The following is a 21,092-nucleotide window of genomic DNA, read 5'->3' as shown; positions in this document are numbered from 1 at the left end:
ATCCTACGCGCAGTAGGACAATCGATACTACCCGTGGTCCGATCAGTAGTACCACGGGAAGCGCGACCAGTCAGGGTTGCGCTTCTCCAGGAACGCGTCACGGCCCTCGACGGCCTCGTCGGTCATGTAGGCCAGCCTGGTCGCCTCGCCGGCGAACACCTGCTGGCCGACCATGCCGTCGTCGATCGCGTTGAACGCGTACTTCAGCATCCGCTGGGCGGTGGGGCTCTTGCCGTTGACGCGCGCGGCCCAGTCCAGCGCGACGTTCTCCAGGTCGGCGTGCGGCACGACGGCGTTGACCATGCCCATGCGGTGGGCGTCGGCGGCGCTGTACTCGTCGCCGAGGAAGAAGATCTCGCGGGCGAACTTCTGCCCGACCTGCCGGGCCAGGTAGGCCGAGCCGTAGCCGCCGTCGAACGAGCCGACGTCGGCGTCGGTCTGCTTGAACCTGGCGTGCTCCGCGCTGGCCAGGGTCAGGTCGCAGACCACGTGGAGGCTGTGCCCGCCGCCGGCCGCCCAGCCCGGTACGACCGCGATGACCACCTTCGGCATGAACCGGATCAGCCGCTGTACCTCGAGGATGTGCAGCCGGCCGGCGCGGGCGGGGTCGACGGTGGTGGCGGTGTCACCTTCGATACCGATCGTGTACTGGTATCCGGTTCGTCCCCTGATGCGCTGGTCGCCGCCGGAGCAGAACGCCCAGCCGCCGTCCTTCGGCGACGGGCCGTTGCCGGTGAGCAGCACGCAGCCGACGTCGGAGGTCATGCGGGCATGGTCGAGCGCGCGATACAGCTCGTCGACGGTGTGCGGCCGGAACGCGTTGCGGACCTCCGGCCGGTCGAAGGCAATGCGCACGGTGCCTTGGTCGCGCCCGTCGGCGACGTGCCGGTGGTAGGTGATGTCGGTGAGCTCGATGCCATCGACGGGGCGCCAGCGGCCCGGATCGAACGGTGTGGTCGTCACGGTGATCACGCTAGTGCTGTGCCGGCCGTCACTTGTTGTCAGGGGTACCTGTTCTGCCAACGGGTGTTGGCAGCAGGTCGTGGAACTCCTCGAGGAAGCGATCAACCATGGCTGTCTCGTGGGCGTCGAGCGGGCGTCCGGGCGCCCGGCACACGTCGTGATCGATGAGGCCGCGGCGCTGTGAGATCGTCTTCTCCGCCTGGACGATGAGCTCCACGCCCTGCATCCAGTACGCGAGGTACGGGAGCATCCGCCCGTGCAGGCCGAGCGCCTCGTCGACCCGGCCGGACTCCCAGAGGTCCCAGACCCGTACGTACAGCTCGACGAAGGAGCAGCCGGGCTGAACGCCGGCGGCGCCGCGGCGCAGCGCGTCCGGGAGCTGGACGCCCGCGTAGCCGACCAGGCACGACAGCGATGGCTCGCCGTCGAGCAGGGCGCTCACCACCGGGCCCGGCGGCACCGCCTCCACCTTGACCAGCCGCAGGTTCTGGTGTGCCCGCGCCAGGCCGCGGATCGCCTCCGGGCTCAGCACGGTGCCGGTCTGCGCCGGCGCGTACTGCAGGATCGCGGTGGTCCCGGCGACGGCGTCGAGGACGGCCTCGACGTGGGCAAGCACCTTGTTACCCGGCGGGGAAAGGAACGACGGCGGCAGGATGTTGACCGCGTCGGCCCCGGCATCGACGGCGGACCTGGCCCGCCGGACGGCGATCGTCGTGGCGTGGTCGGGCACCGACACGATCGCCGCGACGTCGAGCCCGGACGTGCGCTCCAGCAGGATCCGGGCCAGCAGGTCCCGTTCGGCGTCGTCGAGCTTGTGAAACTCCGAGGCGAAGCCGGGGAACATCACCGCGGTGACGCCGGTGCCGAGCACGTGGTCGACGACCCGGGCGAAGCCGGCCTGGTCCACGTCGCCCGCCGGCGTGAACGGCACCTCGAGCACCGGGCACACCCCGCGGAACCGGTCGTCGTCGCCGCTGCCTGCCGCCGTCATCGCTCGTCACCCCTCCCGCAGCGAGCGGACGAGGGCGACCAGCCGCGCCGACACGACTTCGCTGATCCGCCGGCCCTTCTCCGCGGTGGCCGCGCGGGGGTCGCCGAACACGCCGGTCGGCGACACGTCGGCGAACCGCCGGTAGACGACGGCCGGCGCGCCGCGCAGCATGTCCGAGACGTCCCAGCTGAACGCACTGGTGTTCTGGCGGGCCGGGATGGCATCGGTGTCGACAAGCGATGCGGCGATCTCCAGCAGCAGCGAGGTCTCCAGCTCGCAGGCGTGGCCGACCCCGCCCGGTCCGGTGGTGCTCAGCTCGAGCAGCGCCTCGGCGGCGACCTGCCACCACGTGGTGCGGACGATGGTGCGGTCGGGCCAGCGGTGCCCGATGCGCTCCAGCGCCACCTGGCCGATGCCCTCGTTGCCGCCGTGCGCGTTGAGGATGAGCAGGTTGGACATGCCCACCTCCAGCGCGGAGTCGGCGGTCTCCACGATCTGGTTCAGCAGCGTCTCGTGGCTGAGGGACAGCGTGCCCGGAAAGTCGTCGTGGTGGCGGGAGTATCCGACGGAGATGGTCGGCAGGATCAGCACGTCGTCGCCCAGCCGGCGGTCGAGCTCCCGGCAGAAGTGATCGACGATCATGCGGTCGGTCGCCAGCGGCAGGTGCGGCCCGTGCTGCTCGATCGCTCCCATCGGCAGCACTACCGGCAGCGACCGTTCGATGGTCCCGAGCCGGGTGGAGGTCAGGTGTTCCCAGTAGGTCATGGGTTCCTCATCGCGCCACGTACTCCCTTTCAGCGGTGCGGAACTCCGCGCGCGCTTCCTCGTCGAGGCTCACGCCGAGGCCCGGTCCGTCCGGCAGGTGGGCGTACGGAGGCTCGATGCGCAGCGGCTCGCGCAGCAGGTCGTGGCAGCGGATCAGCCGGCCGAAGACGTCGCTGGGCTGCGTGCACGTTCGGGCGGCGGCGCAGGAGTGCAGGTAGGCGGCCTCCGCGATGCCGAGGTCGACCTGCGAGCCGTGCCACGTCGTCAGGTTGAACACGTCGGCCACGTGGTCGAGGCGGCGGAAGTCGTTCAGCCCCGCGGTGAGGTTCAGCATGTCCGCGCTGCCCCGGCGCAGGACGGCGACCAGCTCGCTGCCCCGGTCGGCGAACTGCGGGTAGGCCAGCGACAGGTGCCGGGCCAGCGGGATCGGAACCGCGCGGCGCAGCTCGACCCAGTCGTCCACCGCCCAGTGCGGCAGCGGGTCCTCCAGGCAGCCGACGTTGCCGACCTCGGCAAGTGACAGGCCGAGTGCGCGGGCGTCGGCGAGCCGTTCGAAGCGACCGTTCGGGTCGAGCACCACCGACATCCCCGGCGCCCGCTCGGCGATCGCCTGGCACCACGCCACGACGTCGTCGTCGAGGGAGCACTTGAGCTTCACGTTCGTGAACCCGGCTGCGGCGAACGGCGCGACGATGTCGCCGATCTCGTCGACGGTGCGGTGGCTGGACCACGCGCTGACGGGGATCCGGTCGCGGACCGGCCCGCCGAGCAGGTCGACGACGCGCAGGCCGGCCGAGCGCGCGTAGGCGTCCCACAGCGCCATCTCGAAGCCGTCGAACTCGTGGGTTCGCGCCACGGGCGGCTCCTGCAGGCTCATCGCCCGCACGTCCTGGCCCACGAGCGCGGCGGCGACGGCGTCGACGACCTCCCAGTCGTGCGCCCGGTACAGCTCGCCGAGCCCGACCGTCCCGTCGCGCAGCTCCAGCTCGAGGATCACCTTGGGCATCCGGTCGAACTGCACGGACCAGCTGCTCGCGCCCCTCCACGGCTTGTTGTGCAGCGGGCGGTTCAACGACGGCGAGTCCACCGCGCCCGGGAGCGCCGGGACGACCACCTCGGTCGCGCGGATCCGTTCGATCCGGCTGGGTCTGGTCACGACGTGCGGTTCCCCTCCGCCGCCCGCGCACGCCGCCGCCGGTCGGCATGGATGCGGGTGGCCATGTCGGCGTTGTAGAGCAGGGCGGTGAGCCCCGCGTCGACGGTGAGCACCTGGCCGGTGATGCACCGGCTGCGGTCGGAGAGCAGGAAGACAGCGGCCCAGCCGAGGTCGATGGGCTCGATGACGCGGTGCAGCGCCTGCTCGGTCGTGGTGTGCGCGTCGATCCACGAGGTGTCGTGCACCGGATGGTCCGGCGGTGCCAGGTCGCGGTCGGCCGGCACGTACCCGGGGGCGACGGCGTTGCACCGCACTCCGGCCGGGCCGAGATCCACCGCGAAGCCGCGGGTCAGACCCTCCACCCCGGCCTTGGCGGCCGCGTAGACGCCGTACCCGCCGATCGTCCTGGCCGCGTGGACCGACGAGACGTTGACGACGGCGCCCGTGCCGCCGCGCGCCAGGACGGCCCGGGCGAACTCGCGGCTGACCAGCCACACGCCGCGGAAGTCGGTGCCGACCACGTGGTCGAACTGGTCGTCGGTGACGTCGGTCAGGTGTGCGACGAGCCCGATGCCGGCGTTGTTGACCAGACCGGTCAGCGGCCCGGCGAGCTCGGTGGCCGCGGCGAACATCCGCTCGACCTCGGCCGGGCGCGACACGTCGCCGGCCACGCCGACGGCGCCGGGGTAGCGCGCGACGGTGGCACGCACCTCGTCGTCGGTCGGGCCGTTGACGACCAGCCGCGCGCCGGCCGCGTGGATCGCGTCGCACAGCCCGGAGGCGATGGCCGGGCCCGTCGCGCCGGTGACGAGCACCGTCTGGCCGGCCAGCTCACCGCCAGGTGGCGGAGCTTCGCGTTCGATCACGGGCGCCCTCGATCCGTCAGAGTCCATCTCGTCCCACTGAGTAGGACAGCGCCCCACTCTAGCGTGGCGCTGGCTGGCGTCAATGGCGTAGCGGCGGGGTGAACAGGGCGAAAACAGCGGAAAGACCCCGTTGACAGTGCTCGTCCGGAGCCCATAGCGTGCGGTGCTGAACAGAAACTGGTCTACTGTCCCATTCTTCAGGACACGACGAAGGGAACCCAGTTCCTATGCGATACCGACTGCGTCGCGAGGGCCGGGTTGCGCTCGCGTTCACCCTGATGATGGTCACCGCCGCGGCTGCGTGCGGCTCGGAGGACTCCGCGTCCGGGTCCTCCGACGAGCTGACCTACTGGTCGATGTGGCAGGAGAAGGAGCCGCAGGCCCAGGTGCTGGCCGAGGCGATCGAGGCGTTCGAGGCGGATACCGGCATCACGGTCAACGTCGAGTGGCAGGGCCGCGACAACATCACGAAGCTGCTCGCGGCGCTGCGCGGCGGCGACGTTCCGGACCTCATCGACCAGCAGTACTTCACGATCAGCAACGCCATCGTGGGGAACGAACAGTTCACGCCGCTCGGCGACGTGTACGACATGGAGATCCCGGAGGAGGACCTCACCGTCGCCGAGGCCATCACCGACAAGTACGACATGTTCACCACCACCGACGACGGTGAGCACTTCCTGGTGCCGTACGAGGTGATCGGCTACACGATCTGGTACGACGCCGCGGCGCTGCCGGCGGTCGCGGCGAGCCCGCCGGCGACGTGGGACGACTTCGCGGCGCTGCTGGCCGAGGCCAAGTCCGCCGGGCGCAGCGGCATCGCGCTGGACGGCGACATCGCCGGGTACGCGGAGTACTGGACCGCCACGGCGCTGGTCCGGGCGCTCGGGCCGGGCGGCTACAACGAGCTGGTTTCCGACGAAGAGGCCGCCGGCTGGGACACCCCGCAGGTGCGGGACGCGCTCTCGGCGATTGAGGAGCTCGCCGGCGGGGGGTACTTCATCCCCGGCTACGACAGCAGCAAGTTCCCCGCCATCCAGACCCAGTGGGCCCAGGGCGACGCCGACTTCCTGTACATGGGCAGCTGGGCGCCGACCGAGACCGGCGAGTTCGCCGCGCCGGAGTTCGAGTACCGGTCGTTCAACTTCCCGACGCTGGGCACGGACGACTCGCTGCCGGCCAGCGTCATCGGGTTCGCGATCCCCGAGCCGGCCGACAACGCCGACGCCGCCTCGGAGTTCATCGCCTACTTCCTCAACAAGGACCGGCTGTCGCTGATCTCCACCGAGGCCGCGAACCTCACCCCGCGCGCCGACGTCGAGGTGCCGCCGCAGCTGGCCGACGTCAACGAGCTGCTGCAGAGCAAGAGCCTCAGCAAGATCACCGACGGAGTGCTCGGCGACCACTCCGACTTCGACACCAAGATCTTCCAGCCTTTGAACCTCGAGCTGATGACCGGGAAGATCTCGGTGGACGAGTTCATCGAACGGATCGCGTCGGAGCAACGGGACTACTGGGAGAGCCAGGGCTGATGGCCCTCGCAGCCCTGAGCGGGACGGCCACCCGCCGGCGCGACCACGCCGGCGGGATGTCCGCGTTCGAGCGCTCGCGCCGGCGGCTGTACCTGCCCTTCGTCGTCCCCGCGCTGCTGCTCCACCTGGTTTTCGTCATCGGGCCGACGGCCGCGGCGCTGTGGATCAGCTTCCACCGGTGGGACGGCGTGTCGCCGATGGAGTGGACCGGGCTGGACAACTACACGGCGCTGCTCGAGGACTCGACCTTCCGGACCGCGCTGGTGAACACGCTCGTGATCCTGGTCGTGGCCGGGCTGGCGATCTTCGTCATCAGTTTCGTGCTCACCATGATCGTGCGCGAGCTGCGATGGAAGTCGTTCGTCCGCTCGGTGCTGTTCTTCCCGCACATCGTGTCAGCCATCGTGCTGTCGATCGTCTGGGGGTTCATCTTCCAGCACAACGGCGTGGTCAACACGATCCTGGACCGGCTGTTCGGCGCCGAGCCGATCCCGTGGCTGAACGCCGACAACCTCTTCGTGATGATCCTGATCGGCACGGTCTGGCTCTCGACCGGCCTGTACGTCACGATCATCATGGCCGGGGTCGACCGCATCCCGCAGTACTTCTACGACGACGCCCAGCTGGCCGGTGCGAGCGCCTTCCAACGCCTCCGGCACGTCACGCTGCCGCTGTCCTGGGACGTGATCTCCGTCGCCGCCATCTTCTGGACCATCAGCTCACTCAAGATCTTCGAGTTCATCTACGCCTTCGGCGGCACGACCAACGACCTGCCGCCGCCGGGAGTGTGGAACTCGGCGCTGTTCGTGTACGGCGAGTCCTTCGGCGGCCGCAGCCCGTCCTACCTGTTCGGGTACGCGTCGGCATCGGCGATCCTCATGCTGGGGCTGTTCGCCTTCCTCGTCGTCGGCCTGCGACGCCTGATGCGGAGGGATCCCATTGAGTTCTGAGGCGGGCACGCTGACGACGGAGCGCGGCGCGGGACGGGGCGGGCCCCGCTCCGGTCGCGGCGCCGGGACCGGCCAGGTGCCCCGTCGCCGCCGCACCGGACGGCCGGAGCCGGGCCGCGTCGTCGGCCGTGTGCTGGTGTGGTCGTTCGTCGCGTTCAACGTCCTGATCTTCCTGTTCCTGATCACGTCGTCGGTCAAGTCGACGCCGGACATCTTCGACGCGCCGTGGGGGCTCCCGACCTCGCTGCACCTGGAGAACTGGTCCAACGCCTGGAACGAGAGCGGGTTCGCCAGGGCCACGGTGAACACCGTCGCGCTGGCCGTGGCGGGGTCGGTGAGCACGCTGGTCGTGTCGGCACCGGCCGCCTACGTGCTCAGCCGGGTGCGGCACCGCTCGGCCGGCCCGCTGAGCCTGTTCTTCGCGCTCGGGCTGGGCATCCCGGCGCAGGTCACCGTCATCCCGCTGTTCGAGATGATGTCCAACGTCGGGCTGGTCAACAGCCTCTTCGGGCTCTACGTGCTCTACACCGCCACCCATGTGCCGTTCACGGTGTTCCTCCTGACCGGCTTCATGCGATCGTTGCCGGGCGAGATCGAGGAGGCCGCGGCCATCGACGGAGCCTCGGCGCTGCGGTCCTTCGCGCAAGTCATGCTGCCGCTGGCCCGCTCGGGCTTGGTGACGGTGCTGATCCTCAACGCCATCTCGATGTGGAACGAGACCCTCCTGGGCATCGTGTTCCTGCAGAGCGTGGACAAGTACACGCTGTCGCTGGCGGTGCTCAACTTCCTGTCGAGCATGCAGTTCTCCGGCGCCGACTACGGCGGCCTGTTCGCCGGCGTGTGCATCCTCGTCCTGCCGATGCTCCTGCTGTACGTCTGGCTGGGCCGCCGCATCGTCGAGGGCATCACGCTGGGCGCAGGCAAGTGACGGGGCCCGGTGCGATACTCATGGCACCGTGCGGGGAAGGGGTAGCGTGAACGAGTCGGTGCGCAAAGCCGCCGACGTGCTTTCGGCCCTCGCCGACGCCGGCCGTGACATGAGCGCCCGCGAGATCAGCGTGCTCACCGACGTCCCCAAGAGCACGGCGCAGCGGCTCCTGCAGTCCCTCGAGGACAGCGGCCTGGTCCGGCAGGACTCCGACACCCGCCGGTACGGCCTCGGGCCGCGCACGCTGACGCTGGGCATGGCCTACCTGGAGCGCATCGACGTGCGGGCGCAGGCCATGCCGTACATGGTGCGGCTGCGCGACGAGCTCGACGAGACCATCGCGCTCGCGGTGCGGGCGGGGTCGGCGCGCATCTACGTCGAGCAGCTCGAGGCGCGGTCCGGGCTGAAGGTCAAGGCCGAGCTCGGCCGGCCGTACCCCCTGTGGGCCGGCGCGTCCGGGCGCATCCTGCTGGCCGGGCTGTCCCGCGACGACGTCATCCGGTTCGCCGCCGACGTCGGTGAGGCGGCGTTCACGCACGTCGACCCGCCCACACTGAACGGCCTGCTCGCGCGCCTGGAGCGCACCCGAGAGCAGGGATACGAGTGGGCGTTCGAAGAGACCATGCGAGGCGTGCACACCGTGGCGGCTCCGATCCGCGTGTCCCTGTCCGAGATGGCGGTGATCAGCGTCTCCGGGCCGTCCACCCGGTTCAACGAGAGCCTGATGGAGGCCGCGACCGGTCCGCTGATGGAGGCCGCCCGCGAGATCTCGTCGTCGATGGGACACCCCCACCCGCCGCGCGGGTGGAACGAACGGCACGCCTCGACCGTCTGACTGGACATGAGACCGCGGGGTCGTCGGCGGCGCACGCCTGTGATCATGGAAGATAGGAACATGAAGTACCGCGTGACTGCCGGGGCCGGGGTGGTGGCCCTCGCCGGTGCCGCCGTGTTCGCCATCGTTGGGGCCACCGATGGCGACGACACGTCGACCGAGTCCGGCGGGTCCACGGACGCTGGCGTCCAGGTGGCGGCATCGCCGGTCGAGGAGCAGGTCGCGGGCCCCATCGACGCCGAGCCCGACGCCGACCCCGCCGCAGGCCCGCTGACCCTCAGTGCTCCGGCGGAGGCACGCCCGGGCAGCTCGGTCACCTTCGGCGTGCGGTGGACTACGCCCGACGGCGACCCCGTCAGCGGCGAGGTCGACCTGCAGCGCATCGAGGGCAACGCGTGGACGACGGTCACGACGGTGCCGGTCGAGAGCGGCACCGGCGGCGTCGACGTCGAGGTCCCGTCGTCGGGCATCTACCGGCTCGCGTACGGCGGCGGACCCGAGCTCGAAGCCGTCACGTCCACCGAGCTGGTGGTCACCGCCGGCGAGCCAATGGTGTCCCGCCTCACCGCCACCGCCGAGAGCGACGGCGAGGGCTCGGTCGGCGTCACCGCGGCATGGACCACCGACGGCGGCGTCCCGATCGTCGGCGGGCTGGAGCTGCAGCAGGCCGACGGCGAGGAGTGGGTGCCGCTGGCCACCGCGGTCACCGGCCCCGAAGGCACCGCGGTCGCCGAGGCCGCGGCCGAGGAGACCACGCGGTTCCGCTTCAGCTACGCCGGCGGCAGCCGGTTCGGCGCGGTGGTCAGCGAGGATGCCCTCGCGCTCGGCGAGGACGTGCGCACCATTCCGGTCGAGCTGTGCGACGACGACGTCGACATCGACAACCTCGCCAACGGCGTCGGCTGCCACTACACGCCGGTCACGTCCGGCAACTTCGTGGTCGCCCACGACTACCTGGGCAACTCCTGGTGGAACTCCATCCCGGTGAGCAGCTACGTGGAGCTGGAAGGCGAGTTCGCCGGGCTGTACGAGGTGGTCGACCGCGTCATCGCCCAGGGCCGCGGCTCCGCGCTCGGCTCGGCGTCCAACTGGACCTGCGGCGACTCCTGCGACGTCGTCCTGCAGACCTGCCAGGGCAGCAACACCGGCTTCACCTGGCTGCGCCGGGTCGCCGAGGACGAAGCACCCGCGACCTGACGGCGGCGTCGCTGGTCGGTGCTCTTCCACCCCGGATCCGTGGGTGCGCGGGACCCTGAAATGATCACGTTCAGCACGAAATCTCGTGTCACACCATGCCTGCAACCCTCGTGATGCACACGAAGTCCTCGTGAGGGCTCGGCCAGTCGCCGAGGCCGGGTTCCGGGCGCACCACGCACCACGCGGCGCGCCGCGCGACCAGCGGGGCCGCGCTCAGCCAGCGGGCGCCGCGCCCCGAGCGTCGTCGATTGACGCCAGCCGCCGGACCGGCGAGAACGCCACCCATAGGGTCGCCAGCGCCATGCCGGTCCCACCCGACACCATGGTGGTTCGGCTGTCGGTGAGCCCTGCGACGCCGCCGCCGAGTGCCGCACCGAGCGGGATGGCGCCCCACGAGATCAGCCGGTAGGCGGCATTGACCCGGCCGCGCAGCCGCTCGGGCAGTGCCGCCTGGCGCACCGTCACGGCGTGCACGTTGGCGATGCCGATGCCCACGCCCATGACGACGAAGACCGCGCCGAGCAGGACGAGCGACGCCACCGGGTCGGTGCCGGTGAACACCACGAGCACCGGCGCGGTGTTGCCCAGGACGAGCGCGATCAGCAGCACCCGGCCGTAGCCGAACCGGCCGGTGACGCGCGAGCCGAACCAGGCGCCCAGGAACGAGCCGATCCCGCCGGCGGTGAAGACGATGCCGATCTGCGCGGGCCCGAGCCCCAGCTCACGCACGGCGAAGAGCATCAGCCCGAGGACGAAGATCTCGTTGAAGAAGTTGAACGTGGTGGCCTCGCCGAGCAGCGCCCGGATGTAGCGGTGGCGCAGCGCCTCGCGCAGCCCGGCGGTGATCTCGGACCACGACGGCCGGGCGGACGCGACCGGCCGAGCCGCCTCCTCGACGCGGATGCCGCGCAGGCTCAGCGCCGAGACCAGGTAGCCGGTCGCGTTGATGGCGACGGCGAACGGCGCCGAGACCGCCTGGACGATGACGCCGCCGAAGCCGCGGCCGCCGATCTCGTTGGCCGATTGCGCAGCCGCCAGTTTGCCGTTCGCGTCCACGAGCTGGCGGTGCGTCACGATCTCGGGGAGGAAGGCGAAGTCGGCGACCTGATACAGCACGGTCAGCACCCCGGCGGCGAACATCACGACGTAGAGCAGCTCCATGCCGGCGACGCCCGCCCAGACCGTGATCGGGATGATCATCATCAGCGCGAACCGGCCCACGTCCGCGCCGATCATGAGAGGCAGCCGCCGGCGCCGGTCGACCAGCACCCCGAGCGGCAGCGTCGCGAGCAGGAACGGCAGGAACTGTGCCGTCCGCACCGCGCCCAGCTCGCCCGGTGTCGCGGCCAGGGCGACGATCGCCAGCAGAGGGACCGCCAGTTCCGCGACCTCCGAGCCGAACGTCGACACCGCCGACCCCAGCCACAGCCGGCGGAAGTTCCGGTTGGGCCACGCCCGGGTGCTCACGGCTGGGTCGGTAACCGCTGTCATGGCGTTACAGGTTATTCATAACCAGTGAATGGCCGCAAGGGGTTATGATCGGAGAGTGTCCGGAACCAGCGCACTGGCGCCCGGCCGGCTCGAGACCGTGCGCAGCTTCGTCAACACGCGCGACATCGAGGCGGCCACCGACGCCCTGTCCACGCCGATCGACCTGGTCCGGTGGCTGGGTGACGCCGGCCTGTCGGCGGGCGGGGAGGCTGGTGCGTCCGACGCCGAGGCCGGCCCGGCCGACCTGGACCGTGCCGTCGGGGTGCGCGAGGCGCTGCGGGCGGCGCTCGGCGCCAACCACGACGGCGGACCCGTCCCCGACGACGCACTCGCCGTCCTCAACGCCGCCGCCCGGCGGGCCCGGCTGGTCGCGACGCTGACAGCGCACGACGGCTGGCGCCCGGTTCCGTCCGCCGACGGCGTCGACGGTGCGCTGGGCGCGCTGTTGAGCCTGGTTGACGAGGCCATGGTGGCGGGCACGTGGTCCCGGCTCAAGGTCTGTGTCAACGACACCTGCCAGTGGGCGTTCTACGACCACTCGCGCGCCCGATCGGGCAAGTGGTGCTCGATGCGGGTGTGCGGCAACCGTGCCAAGCAGCAGGCCTGGCGCGGGCGCAGGGCAGAATCGACGGCGTGAACCCATCCACGGCGGTGGCCCGGGCCATCGTGGCCGAGCTGGTCCGGCGCGGCGTCCGGCACGCCGTTCTGGCGCCCGGCTCCCGCAGTGCCCCGCTCTCGCACGCGCTGGCCGACGCGGCCAGCCGCGGCGAGCTGCGGCTGCACGTCCGCATCGACGAGCGGGTGGCCGCGTTCACCGCGATCGGCCTGGCCCGGGTGGCCGGCCCTGTCCCCGTCGTGACGACCTCCGGCACGGCCACGGCGAACCTGCACCCGGCGGTCCTGGAGGCCGCACACGCCGGGGTGCCGCTGGTGCTGCTCACCGCGGACCGGCCGCACGAGATGCGCGGCACCGGCGCCAACCAGACCACCGACCAGGTACGGCTGTTCGGCGCCGCGGTCCGCTTCTTCGCCGACGTCCCGGCACCTTCCGGCCGCCCCGGTGAGGACGCCGACCTGCGCAACCTGCTCAGCCGCGCGCTGGCCGCCGCCGACGGCGTCCGGTCCGGCGCGCCCGGGCCGGTCCACCTCAACCTGGCCTTCCGCGAGCCGCTGGTCCCCGACGACGACGGCGCGGCGCCGGTGCCGGCGGACACGACCGGGTCGGTCCGGGTCGCCGTCGTGGACGAGGTCGCGCCGGTCCCGCTCGACGACAGGCCGCGCACCGTCGTCGTCGCCGGTGACCGTGCCGGGGCCGCCGCCCGGGAGCTCGCCGAGGCCGCCGGACTCCCGCTGCTGGCCGAGCCGTCGTCGGGCGCGCGGTCCGGCGACCACGCCGTTGGACCGTACCGGCTCCTGCTCGAGCGCCCGGAGCTCGGCGGCCGCATCGAGCGGGCTGTCGTCTACGGACATCCCACGCTGTCGCGGCAGGTCACCGGCTTACTGGAACGCTCCGGCGTCGAGGTCGTCGTCGTGGCCGGCCGCGCCCCCGAATGGCCCGACGCCGGCCGGCGCGCCGCGCGCGTCGTCTCCGCCGTCCGCGCCGGCGGCCTGAGCCGGCACACCGACTGGCTGGCCGCCTGGCAGCAGGCCGGCAAGGCCGCCCAGCAGGCCGTCGACGACGTCCTCGCCACCGGCCCGCTGAGCGGCCCTGCCGTCGCCGCGGCCGTCTGGTCGGCCCGGCAGCCGGGGGAGTACGTGGTGGCCGGCTCCTCCAACCCGATCCGCGACCTCGACCTGGCTGGCGCCCCCTCGCCGACGGCCCCGTCCGACGACGGCGCCGTGCTGGCCAATCGCGGGCTGGCGGGCATCGACGGCACCCTCTCGACCGCTACCGGCGTCGCACTGGCCGCCGGCCGCCCGGCCCGGGCCCTGGTCGGCGACCTCACCTTCCTGCACGACGCGGGCGGCCTGCTGATCGGCCCGCTGGAGGAGGCGCCCGACCTGCAGGTGGTCGTCGTCAACGACGGCGGCGGCGGCATCTTCGCGTTGCTGGAGCATGGCGAGCCCGCCCACGCGAGCCGCTTCGAGCGTGTCTTCGGCACCCCGCACGGCGCCGACCTGGGCGCGCTGTGCGCCGGCTACGGCGTGATGCATCGCCTCGTCACGGAGCCGAGCGACCTGCGAACGGTGCTCGCCTCGCCGGTCTCCGGGCGTGGCGTCATCGAGGTCCCGATCGAGCGAGCCTCCCTGCGCGACCTGCACGCGCGGCTCCGGGCCGCCGTGGCCGCGGCGCTGGGCTGACGCTCAGTCGCCGTGGCACCACGGCTCCCAGGTGAGCTGGGAAGGCGCTTTTGGGACATGATCGACGGAGTGGTGTCAAGCGGGACGGCCCGGCGCGGGGTCCGACGGAGCGACCGGCAGACGACGGCGCGGGGTCAGAGGCAGGCGGCGCCGGGTCAGACTGAGAGGGCGTCGCGCATAGGGACGAGTTTGGCGGCGCTCTCGGCCAGTTCCGCCTCCGGATCGGAGCCGGCGACGATGCCGCAGCCGGCGAACAGGCGCATGCGGGCGGCGTTGTCGGGGTCGATTTCGGCGCAACGAAGCGCGATGCCCCATTCGCCGTCGCCGTCGGCGTCGAGCCAGCCGACGGGGCCGGCGTAGCGGGCCCGGTCGAGGCCCTCGATCTCGCGGATCAGTTCGCCGGCGTCCTTGGTGGGGGTGCCGCCGACGGCCGCGGACGGGTGCAGGGCGGCGGCCAGCGCCAGCGAGGAGGCGTCGTCGTCGGTGACGCCGGCGAGGTCGGTGGCCAGGTGCATGACATTGGGCAGGTGCAGCACGAACGGCGTCTCGGGCACGTTCATGCTGGAGCAGAACGGCGCCAGCGCGTCGGCGACGGAGCGGACGGCGTACTCGTGCTCCTCGAGGTCTTTGCTGGAGCGGGCCAGGGACGCGGCAAGGGCGAGGTCGCGGGCGTCGTCGCCGGTGCGGCGGATGGTGCCGGCCAGGACGCGTGAGGTGATCAGGCCGCGCTCGCGCCGTACCAGCAGTTCGGGGGTCGCGCCGATCAGGCCGTCGACGCTGAAGGTCCAGCAACGCGGGTAGCGCTCGGCCAGCCGCTGGATGGGCCAGCGGCGGTCGATCGGCTCGGTGCCCTCGGCGACCAGGTCGCGCGCCAGCACCACCTTCTCGAGCTCGCCGGCGTTGATGCGCCGCACGCCCTCGGCGACGATGCTCTCCCACTCGGTGCCGGTGCGTGAGCCGTCGGAGAACGTGATGTCGCGCGGGCGGCGGGCCTGGCTCACCGCGGGCAGGTCGGCCAGTCCGGGCAGGTTGCCCGACACGCTCACCGTCGTGACCCACCACCGGCCGGCCCGGTGCCCGACGACCATCTCCGGCAGAACCAGCGACGACGCCCCAGGCACGTCGTCGAAGGCGAACGAACCGAACGCCACGGGGCCGGTGCCCGGCAGCCGTACCTCGTCGCGGACCACGGCGGTGGCGACCATGCGCCGCCACCAGCGGTCGGCCGCGACGAAACGGTTGGCGCCGACGGTGTCGAACCGGGCCGCCTCGCCCCAGCCGACGACGCCCTCACCGCGTCGCACCCACGTCATCGGTGCGCCGTCCTCGGGCAACAGCTCGAGCAGCGGGCCGGGATCGGCGACCTCCGTCGTGCGCACGACCATGGGCGCGAGTGCGGGCACAGTGGTCACGAACACCAAGCGTACGGCCGTCGCGGCAGGCAGTCGCGTCGCGGTCTACAGTTGTTGGTCGTGACTCGCGCCTCCCTGGACAAACAGCCGCACGAGGTGGCGGCGATGTTCGACGACATCGCCGAGCGGTACGACCTCACCAACGACGTCCTCTCGCTGGGCCAGGACCGTGCCTGGCGACGGGCGGTCGTCCAGGCGGTCGCCGTGGCGCCCGGTGAGCGCGTGCTCGACCTCGCCGGCGGTACCGGCACGTCCAGCGCGCCGTTCCGTGAGCGCGGCGCGCACGTCGTGCCGTGCGACTTCTCGCTGGGAATGCTGCGCGCGGGCCGGCGGGTCAACCCGGAGCTGCCGTTCGTGGCCGGCGACGCCGCCCAGCTGCCGTTCGCCGACGACGCGTTCGACGCGGTGACCATGTCGTTCGGGCTGCGCAACGTCCACGATCCCGACGCCGCACTGCGCGAGATGCTGCGCGTCACCCGGCCCGGCGGCCGCGTCGTCGTCTGCGAGTTCAGCCATCCCACCTGGGCGCCGTTCCGCACCGTCTACGTCGAGTACCTGATGCGCGCGCTGCCGGTGGTAGCGCGCTGGGTCGCTAGCAGCCCGGACGCCTACGTCTACCTGGCCGAGTCCATCCGCGCCTGGCCCGACCAGCGCGGCCTGGCGGCGCGGATGCGGCGGGCAGGCTGGTCCGACGTGCGCTGGCGCGACCTCAGCGGTGGTGTCGTCGCGCTGCACCACGCCGTCAAGCCCTGAGGCGGCGCCGGCTCGACGTCGGGGGCGCACCCGAGTCGTACGTCTCGCGGGACCTGGCCGGTGAGAACGTGCTCGGGGCCGCCCTGAGAGGACCGGAATTACGCAACGATGTTGGTTCATAAATCTGCAGGTCAGAGCCGGTGACCCCGGTCGAATCCCGTAGGGAGCAACCCCTACACTTGGGTGCGAGTGTGCGCTCGTGAACGGATTCACGAGCCCGCGCACCGCGAACAGGACAGGGAAGCACCACGTCACCGAGGACCCTTCGATGAGCCAGCGCAATGGTCGCGCGCGACCGGGCGCCACGAGCCGGATGGCCGGCGAAGCCGACGTCATCGTCGTCGGCGCTGGGCCGGCCGGCTCCACGACGGCTTACTACCTGGCCCGGGCGGGCCTCGACGTCCTGCTGCTGGAGAAGGCCTCCTTCCCGCGCGACAAGGTCTGTGGCGACGGTCTCACCCCGCGGGCGGTGCGGCAGCTGGTCCGGATGGGCATCGACACCAGCCAGCCTGGCTGGATCCGCAACAAGGGGCTGCGCATCATCGGCGGCGGGATGCGACTGCACCTGCCCTGGCCGGACCTGGCCAGCTACCCCGACTACGGCCTCGTGCGCACCCGCACCGACTTCGATGAGCTGCTGGCCCGGCACGCCGCCGGCGCCGGTGCCCGGCTGCACGAGCGCATCAACGTCACCGGGCCGGTCCTGGACGAGCGCACCGGCGACATCGTCGGCGTCACCGCGAAGCCGCTGGACGAGCGCGGCCGCGCGGCCGGGGAGGCGGTCACCTACCGCGCACCGCTGGTGGTCGCCGCCGACGGCACGTCCTCGCGGCTGTCCACGGCCATGGGCATCCACAAGCGGGACGACCGGCCGATGGCCGTCGCCGTCCGCACGTACTACAAGACGCCGCGGCACGACGACGACTGGATGGAGTCGTGGCTGGAGCTGTGGGCCGATTCTGATGCCGGACGCGGCGGCAAGATCCTCCTGCCCGGCTACGGCTGGATCTTCGGCACCGGCAACGGCACCAGCAACGTCGGGCTCGGCATCACCAACACGTCGAAGGCGTTCGGACGGGTCGACTACAAGGACATGCTGCGCCGCTGGGCCGCGCAGACGCCGCCGGAGTGGGGCTTCACCGACGAGAACCAGATCGGCGACATCCGCAGCGCGGCGTTGCCGATGGGATTCAACCGCCAGCCCCACTACAGTCGTGGCCTGCTCCTGGTCGGCGACGCCGGTGGGATGGTCAACCCGTTCAATGGCGAGGGCATCGACTACGCGATGGAGGCGGCCAACCTCGCGGCCACCGTCATCGCCGACGCGCTGTCCCGGGACGCCGCCGGCCGGGAACGGGCGCTGCGGAGCTATCCTGCGGCGCTGAAACACGAACACGGTGGCTACTTCACGCTCGGCCGCATCTTCGTCAGATTGATCGGTGACCCACGGATCATGAGAATCGCCCGCAACCACGGCCTGCCTCGGCCGCGGCTCATGAAGTTCACGCTGAAGCTGCTGGCCAACCTGACCGACCACCGCGACGGTGACGCCTACGACCGCGTCATCAACGCCCTGACCCGACTGGCTCCGGCCGCATGACCGCGGTCGGCAGGGGCTCGCGGCCGACCGCGAGGTCCCGAGAAGAGACGATGGAGGCGAGCGTGACCGAGCACGGCGCAGCGAGAGGACGTGATGCCGCGTGAACGCCTACGCACCGATCCTCGGGCTCATCGCGATCGCGGCGGTGTTCGCCATCGGCTCCATCGTGTTCTCGTCGGTGGCCGGCCCGAAGCGGTTCAACCGGGTCCGCCTGGACTCCTACGAATGCGGCATCGAGCCGACGCCGCAGCCGGTCGGCGGCGGGCGGTTCCCGGTCAAGTACTACCTGACCGCGATGACCTTCATCATCTTCGACATCGAGATCATCTTCCTGTACCCGTGGGCGGTGCGGTTCGACCACCTCGGTGTCTGGGGCTTCTTCACGATGCTCACATTCATCTTCCTGATCACCGTGCCGTTCGTCTACGAGTGGCGGCGCGGCGGGCTCGACTGGGACTAGCGGAGGCGAATCATGGGTGTTGAAGAGAAGCTCCCGTCCGGCGTGCTGCTCAGCACGGTCGAGGGCCTGCTGGGGTACATGCGCAAAGGCTCGGTGTGGCCGGCGACGTTCGGCCTGGCCTGCTGCGCCATTGAGATGATGGCCTTCGGCGGTCCGCGACACGACTCCGCGCGGTTCGGCATGGAGGTCTTCCGTGCCTCGCCGCGCCAGGCCGACCTGATGATCGTGGCAGGCCGCGTCAGCCAGAAGATGGCACCGGTGCTGCGGCAAATCTACGACCAGATGGCCAGCCCGAAGTGGGTGCTGTCCATGGGCGTCTGCGCGAGCTCCGGCGGCATGTTCAACAACTACGCGATCGTGCAGGGCGTCGACCACGTCGTCCCCGTCGACGTGTACCTGCCCGGCTGCCCGCCGCGTCCGGAGATGCTCATCGACGCCATCCTCAAGCTGCACGAGCAGATCCAGCAGAGCAAGCTCGGTGCCCACAAGGTCGCCGCGGATGCGCAGGCCGAGCAGCGGGCTTTGGAGGCACCGGCGACGCACGAGATGAAGGGCCTGCTCCGGTGAGCGAGAACGACGACCCGCAGAGCGGCACGCAGCGTCCCGACGAGGTCGAGGAGGCCTCGCGGACGCGCGCCGAGACCAGCCCGATCGAGCAGCCCGGCAAGGCGGCCGAGCCCGGCGGCGGCCCGGACGAGCCGTCGAAGGAAGAGGTCACCACCGGCGGCACGCCCGGCGACGGCGAAGCCGACGAGGCGACGGCCGGAGCCGACGGCGACGAGGCCGAAGCGGAGGACGAGTCCCTGCCGGCTGAGCCGGAGGGCCCGGTTCTGCCGCCGGAGCACCCGTCCCGGCGCGGCATGTTCGGCGCCTACGGCGGCTCCGGCGACACCTCCGGGTACGGCCGGCTGGTCGTCCGCGACACCAGCCCGGTGCGCGGCGGATCGACACCGCGCCCCTGGGCCGACGAGCTGGAGCAACTCGGCGACGACGTCAGCGCGGCGCTTCAGGAGGCCGGCAGCAGCGACGACGAGGCGTTCGAGAAGGTCGTGGTGCACGGCGGCCAGGTGACGTTCTTCGTCCGGCGCGAGCGGCTGGCCAAGGTCGCCCGGATGTTCCGCGACGACCCCGCGTTGCGGTTCGAGATGTGCATGGGCGTCAACGGCGTGCACTACCCCGAGGAGACCGGCCGCGAGCTGCACGCCGTCTACCAGCTGCTGTCCATCACCCACAACCGCCGAGTCAACCTCGAGGTGGTCTGTCCCGACAGCGACCCGCACATCCCGTCGATCGTCAGCACCTACCCGTCGGTCAACTGGCACGAGCGGGAGACCTACGACTTCTTCGGCATCCTCTTCGACGGCCACCCGGCGCTGACCCGCATCCAGATGCCGGACGACTGGCCGGGGCACCCGCAACGCAAGGACTACCCGCTCGGCGGGATCCCGGTGGAGTACAAGGGCGCGACCATCGAGCCGCCGGACGAGCGGAGGGCGTACAACTGATGAGCAACTACCAGGACGTCACCTTCACCCCTGCTACGGACGACGACACTGCTGATCCTTATGCCGGGGTCCGCGAGACCACGGAGGGTCCGGTCTACACCGTCACCGGGCAGGACTGGGACGACGTGGCCGCCGCCGCGGCGGCCGGCGAGGAGCGCATCGTCGTCAACATGGGCCCGCAGCACCCGTCCACGCACGGTGTGCTCCGGCTCATCCTGGAGCTCGACGGCGAGACGGTCACCGAGGCCCGCTGCGGCATCGGTTACCTGCACACCGGCATCGAGAAGAACCTGGAGTACCGGACGTGGACCCAGGGGGTCACGTTCGTGACCCGCATGGACTACCTCTCCCCGTTCTTCAACGAGGCCGCCTACGTGCTGGGCGTCGAGAAGCTGCTGGGCGTCACCGACGAGATCCCGGACCGGGCCAACGTCATCCGGGTCATGATGATGGAGCTCAACCGCATCTCCTCGCACCTGGTGTGCATCGCCACCGGCGGCATGGAGATGGGCGCGCTCACCGTCATGACCAACGGCTTCCGAGAGCGCGAGCGCACCCTCGACCTGTTCGAGCTGATCAGCGGCCTGCGCATGAACAGCGCGTACATCCGTCCCGGGGGTGTCGCGCAGGACCTCCCGCCCGGCGCGGTCGAGAGCGTCCGCGAGTACCTGCGCTGGATGTGGGACCACATCGGCGAGTACGAGGCGTTCTGCAACGAGAACCCGATCTTCAAGGGCCGCACGGTCGGCGTCGGCTACCTCGACCTGGCCGGCTGCATGGCGCTGGGCCTCACCGGCCCGGTGCTACGCTCCACGGGCCTGCCGTGGGACCTGCGCAAGTCGCAGCCGTACTGCGGCTACGAGACCTACGACTTCGACGTGCCGACGTGGGACACCTGTGACTCCTACGCCCGGTTCCGCATCCGGGTCGAGGAGATGAAGGAGTCGCTGAAGATCGTCGAGCAGTGCCTGGACCGCCTGGAGCCGGGCCCGGTCATGATCGGCGACAAGAAGATCGCCTGGCCGGCCCAGCTGGCCATCGGCAGCGACGGCATGGGCAACTCTCTCGACCACATCCGGCACATCATGGGTGAGTCGATGGAGGCGCTGATCCATCACTTCAAGCTGGTCACCGAGGGATTCCGGGTCCCCGCCGGCGAGGTGTACCTGCCGATCGAGTCGCCGCGCGGCGAGCTCGGGGCGCACGTCGTGTCCGACGGCGGCACCCGGCCGTGGCGGACGCACTTCCGCGACCCGTCGTTCAACAACCTGCAGGCCGTGCCCGCGATGTGCGAGGGATCGATGGTCGCCGACGTCATCGTCGCCGTCGCGAGCATCGACCCGGTGATGGGTGGATGTGACAGATGAGCGGCGAAAGGACGAGTGAG

The 21,092-nt window shown here is 71.2% G+C and carries 20 protein-coding genes; 13 read left to right on the top strand and 7 right to left on the bottom strand.

The annotated features are described in order from the left end of the window. Positions 1-42: 42 nt before the first annotated feature. From E1269_RS11690 to E1269_RS11670, 5 genes are read right to left on the bottom strand one after another with little or no spacing between them, the layout of a single operon-like run. Positions 43-972, bottom strand: a complete 930-nt coding sequence (locus E1269_RS11690) for a 1,4-dihydroxy-2-naphthoyl-CoA synthase (RefSeq protein WP_420810621.1) — start codon at positions 970-972, stop codon at positions 43-45. A gap of 19 nt (positions 973-991) precedes the next feature. Then, positions 992-1,954, bottom strand: coding sequence for a dihydrodipicolinate synthase family protein (locus tag E1269_RS11685; RefSeq protein WP_131894585.1), 963 nt, complete (start codon positions 1,952-1,954; stop codon positions 992-994). A gap of 6 nt (positions 1,955-1,960) precedes the next feature. Then, positions 1,961-2,719 (bottom strand): creatininase family protein, encoded by a 759-nt coding sequence (locus tag E1269_RS11680; protein ID WP_131894583.1) that lies wholly within the window; start codon positions 2,717-2,719, stop codon positions 1,961-1,963. 7 nt (positions 2,720-2,726) lie between these two features. Continuing rightward, entirely contained in the window at positions 2,727-3,875 is a 1,149-nt protein-coding gene (locus E1269_RS11675; protein WP_131894581.1) for a mandelate racemase/muconate lactonizing enzyme family protein, read from the bottom strand. Then, on the bottom strand, positions 3,872-4,741 hold the full coding sequence (locus E1269_RS11670) for an SDR family NAD(P)-dependent oxidoreductase (protein ID WP_162606367.1): 870 nt from the start codon (positions 4,739-4,741) through the stop codon (positions 3,872-3,874). Before E1269_RS11670 ends, E1269_RS11675 begins: the two co-directional genes overlap by 4 nt. 227 nt (positions 4,742-4,968) lie before the next feature. Here E1269_RS11670 and E1269_RS11665 point away from each other — a divergent pair, with 227 nt between their 5' ends. The 5 genes from E1269_RS11665 to E1269_RS11645 are packed head-to-tail and all read left to right on the top strand — an operon-like array spanning position 4,969 to position 10,183. After that, positions 4,969-6,273 carry an ABC transporter substrate-binding protein gene (locus E1269_RS11665; protein WP_131894577.1) on the top strand — a complete coding sequence of 435 codons (1,305 nt, stop codon included), beginning with the start codon at positions 4,969-4,971 and terminating at the stop codon, positions 6,271-6,273. Next, positions 6,273-7,223, top strand: coding sequence for a carbohydrate ABC transporter permease (locus tag E1269_RS11660; RefSeq protein ID WP_131894575.1), 951 nt, complete (start codon positions 6,273-6,275; stop codon positions 7,221-7,223). The genes E1269_RS11665 and E1269_RS11660 overlap by 1 nt, the downstream gene beginning before the upstream one ends. After that, positions 7,213-8,151, top strand: a complete 939-nt coding sequence (locus E1269_RS11655; RefSeq protein WP_162606366.1) for a carbohydrate ABC transporter permease — start codon at positions 7,213-7,215, stop codon at positions 8,149-8,151. The genes E1269_RS11660 and E1269_RS11655 overlap by 11 nt, the downstream gene beginning before the upstream one ends. Positions 8,152-8,197: 46 nt before the next feature. Continuing rightward, the gene (locus E1269_RS11650) at positions 8,198-8,986 is read left to right on the top strand and encodes an IclR family transcriptional regulator (protein WP_162606365.1); all 789 of its coding nucleotides are present in this window, start codon (positions 8,198-8,200) and stop codon (positions 8,984-8,986) included. A 60-nt stretch (positions 8,987-9,046) separates the two neighbouring features. Continuing rightward, positions 9,047-10,183: a hypothetical protein gene (locus tag E1269_RS11645; protein ID WP_131894569.1), complete on the top strand. Its 1,137-nt coding sequence runs from the start codon at positions 9,047-9,049 to the stop codon at positions 10,181-10,183. A gap of 213 nt (positions 10,184-10,396) precedes the next feature. Here E1269_RS11645 and E1269_RS11640 read toward each other — a convergent pair whose 3' ends face one another. Beyond that, positions 10,397-11,650, bottom strand: a complete 1,254-nt coding sequence (locus tag E1269_RS11640; RefSeq protein WP_162606364.1) for an MFS transporter — start codon at positions 11,648-11,650, stop codon at positions 10,397-10,399. A 79-nt stretch (positions 11,651-11,729) separates the two neighbouring features. Here E1269_RS11640 and E1269_RS11635 point away from each other — a divergent pair, with 79 nt between their 5' ends. Both E1269_RS11635 and menD read left to right on the top strand, forming a co-directional pair. Continuing rightward, positions 11,730-12,311: a CGNR zinc finger domain-containing protein gene (locus E1269_RS11635; protein ID WP_162606363.1), complete on the top strand. Its 582-nt coding sequence runs from the start codon at positions 11,730-11,732 to the stop codon at positions 12,309-12,311. Continuing rightward, complete coding sequence (gene menD, locus E1269_RS11630; RefSeq protein WP_131894563.1) at positions 12,308-13,975, top strand: 2-succinyl-5-enolpyruvyl-6-hydroxy-3-cyclohexene-1-carboxylic-acid synthase; 1,668 nt, start codon at positions 12,308-12,310, stop codon at positions 13,973-13,975. The genes E1269_RS11635 and menD overlap by 4 nt, the downstream gene beginning before the upstream one ends. Positions 13,976-14,130: 155 nt before the next feature. On the opposite strand, the gene E1269_RS11625 is transcribed toward menD, so the two are convergent. After that, on the bottom strand, positions 14,131-15,387 hold the full coding sequence (locus tag E1269_RS11625) for an isochorismate synthase (protein ID WP_203433377.1): 1,257 nt from the start codon (positions 15,385-15,387) through the stop codon (positions 14,131-14,133). Positions 15,388-15,447: 60 nt separating this feature from the next. On the opposite strand from E1269_RS11625, the gene E1269_RS11620 reads away from it, so the two are divergent. The 6 genes from E1269_RS11620 (at position 15,448) to nuoD (ending at position 21,072) form a co-directional block, all read left to right on the top strand. After that, positions 15,448-16,140: a demethylmenaquinone methyltransferase gene (locus E1269_RS11620; RefSeq protein WP_131894561.1), complete on the top strand. Its 693-nt coding sequence runs from the start codon at positions 15,448-15,450 to the stop codon at positions 16,138-16,140. A gap of 268 nt (positions 16,141-16,408) precedes the next feature. Beyond that, the gene (locus E1269_RS11615) at positions 16,409-17,740 is read left to right on the top strand and encodes a geranylgeranyl reductase family protein (protein ID WP_239000866.1); all 1,332 of its coding nucleotides are present in this window, start codon (positions 16,409-16,411) and stop codon (positions 17,738-17,740) included. A gap of 100 nt (positions 17,741-17,840) precedes the next feature. Continuing rightward, positions 17,841-18,200, top strand: a complete 360-nt coding sequence (locus E1269_RS11610; protein WP_131894559.1) for an NADH-quinone oxidoreductase subunit A — start codon at positions 17,841-17,843, stop codon at positions 18,198-18,200. Between the two features lie 12 nt (positions 18,201-18,212). Continuing rightward, complete coding sequence (locus E1269_RS11605) at positions 18,213-18,767, top strand: NuoB/complex I 20 kDa subunit family protein (protein WP_131894557.1); 555 nt, start codon at positions 18,213-18,215, stop codon at positions 18,765-18,767. 236 nt (positions 18,768-19,003) lie between these two features. Further along, complete coding sequence (locus tag E1269_RS11600) at positions 19,004-19,705, top strand: NADH-quinone oxidoreductase subunit C (protein ID WP_420810625.1); 702 nt, start codon at positions 19,004-19,006, stop codon at positions 19,703-19,705. After that, the gene (nuoD, locus tag E1269_RS11595) at positions 19,705-21,072 is read left to right on the top strand and encodes an NADH dehydrogenase (quinone) subunit D (protein ID WP_131894555.1); all 1,368 of its coding nucleotides are present in this window, start codon (positions 19,705-19,707) and stop codon (positions 21,070-21,072) included. The genes E1269_RS11600 and nuoD overlap by 1 nt, the downstream gene beginning before the upstream one ends. Positions 21,073-21,092 lie beyond the last annotated feature (20 nt).

The organism is Jiangella asiatica (genome assembly GCF_004349065.1).
Taxonomy (GTDB): Bacteria; Actinomycetota; Actinomycetes; order Jiangellales; family Jiangellaceae; genus Jiangella; species Jiangella asiatica.
This window is presented reverse-complemented; position numbering and strand designations above follow the sequence as displayed.

Coding starts and splice junctions, on each gene's coding strand:
- E1269_RS11685 (WP_131894585.1), bottom strand. CDS start 1,954: ATGACGGCGGCAGGCAGCGGCGACGACGACCGGTTCCGCGGGGTGTGC.
- E1269_RS11680 (WP_131894583.1), bottom strand. CDS start 2,719: ATGACCTACTGGGAACACCTGACCTCCACCCGGCTCGGGACCATCGAA.
- E1269_RS11665 (WP_131894577.1), top strand. CDS start 4,969: ATGCGATACCGACTGCGTCGCGAGGGCCGGGTTGCGCTCGCGTTCACC.
- E1269_RS11660 (WP_131894575.1), top strand. CDS start 6,273: ATGGCCCTCGCAGCCCTGAGCGGGACGGCCACCCGCCGGCGCGACCAC.
- E1269_RS11645 (WP_131894569.1), top strand. CDS start 9,047: ATGAAGTACCGCGTGACTGCCGGGGCCGGGGTGGTGGCCCTCGCCGGT.
- E1269_RS11615 (WP_239000866.1), top strand. CDS start 16,409: ATGAGCCAGCGCAATGGTCGCGCGCGACCGGGCGCCACGAGCCGGATG.
- E1269_RS11605 (WP_131894557.1), top strand. CDS start 18,213: ATGGGTGTTGAAGAGAAGCTCCCGTCCGGCGTGCTGCTCAGCACGGTC.
- nuoD (WP_131894555.1), top strand. CDS start 19,705: ATGAGCAACTACCAGGACGTCACCTTCACCCCTGCTACGGACGACGAC.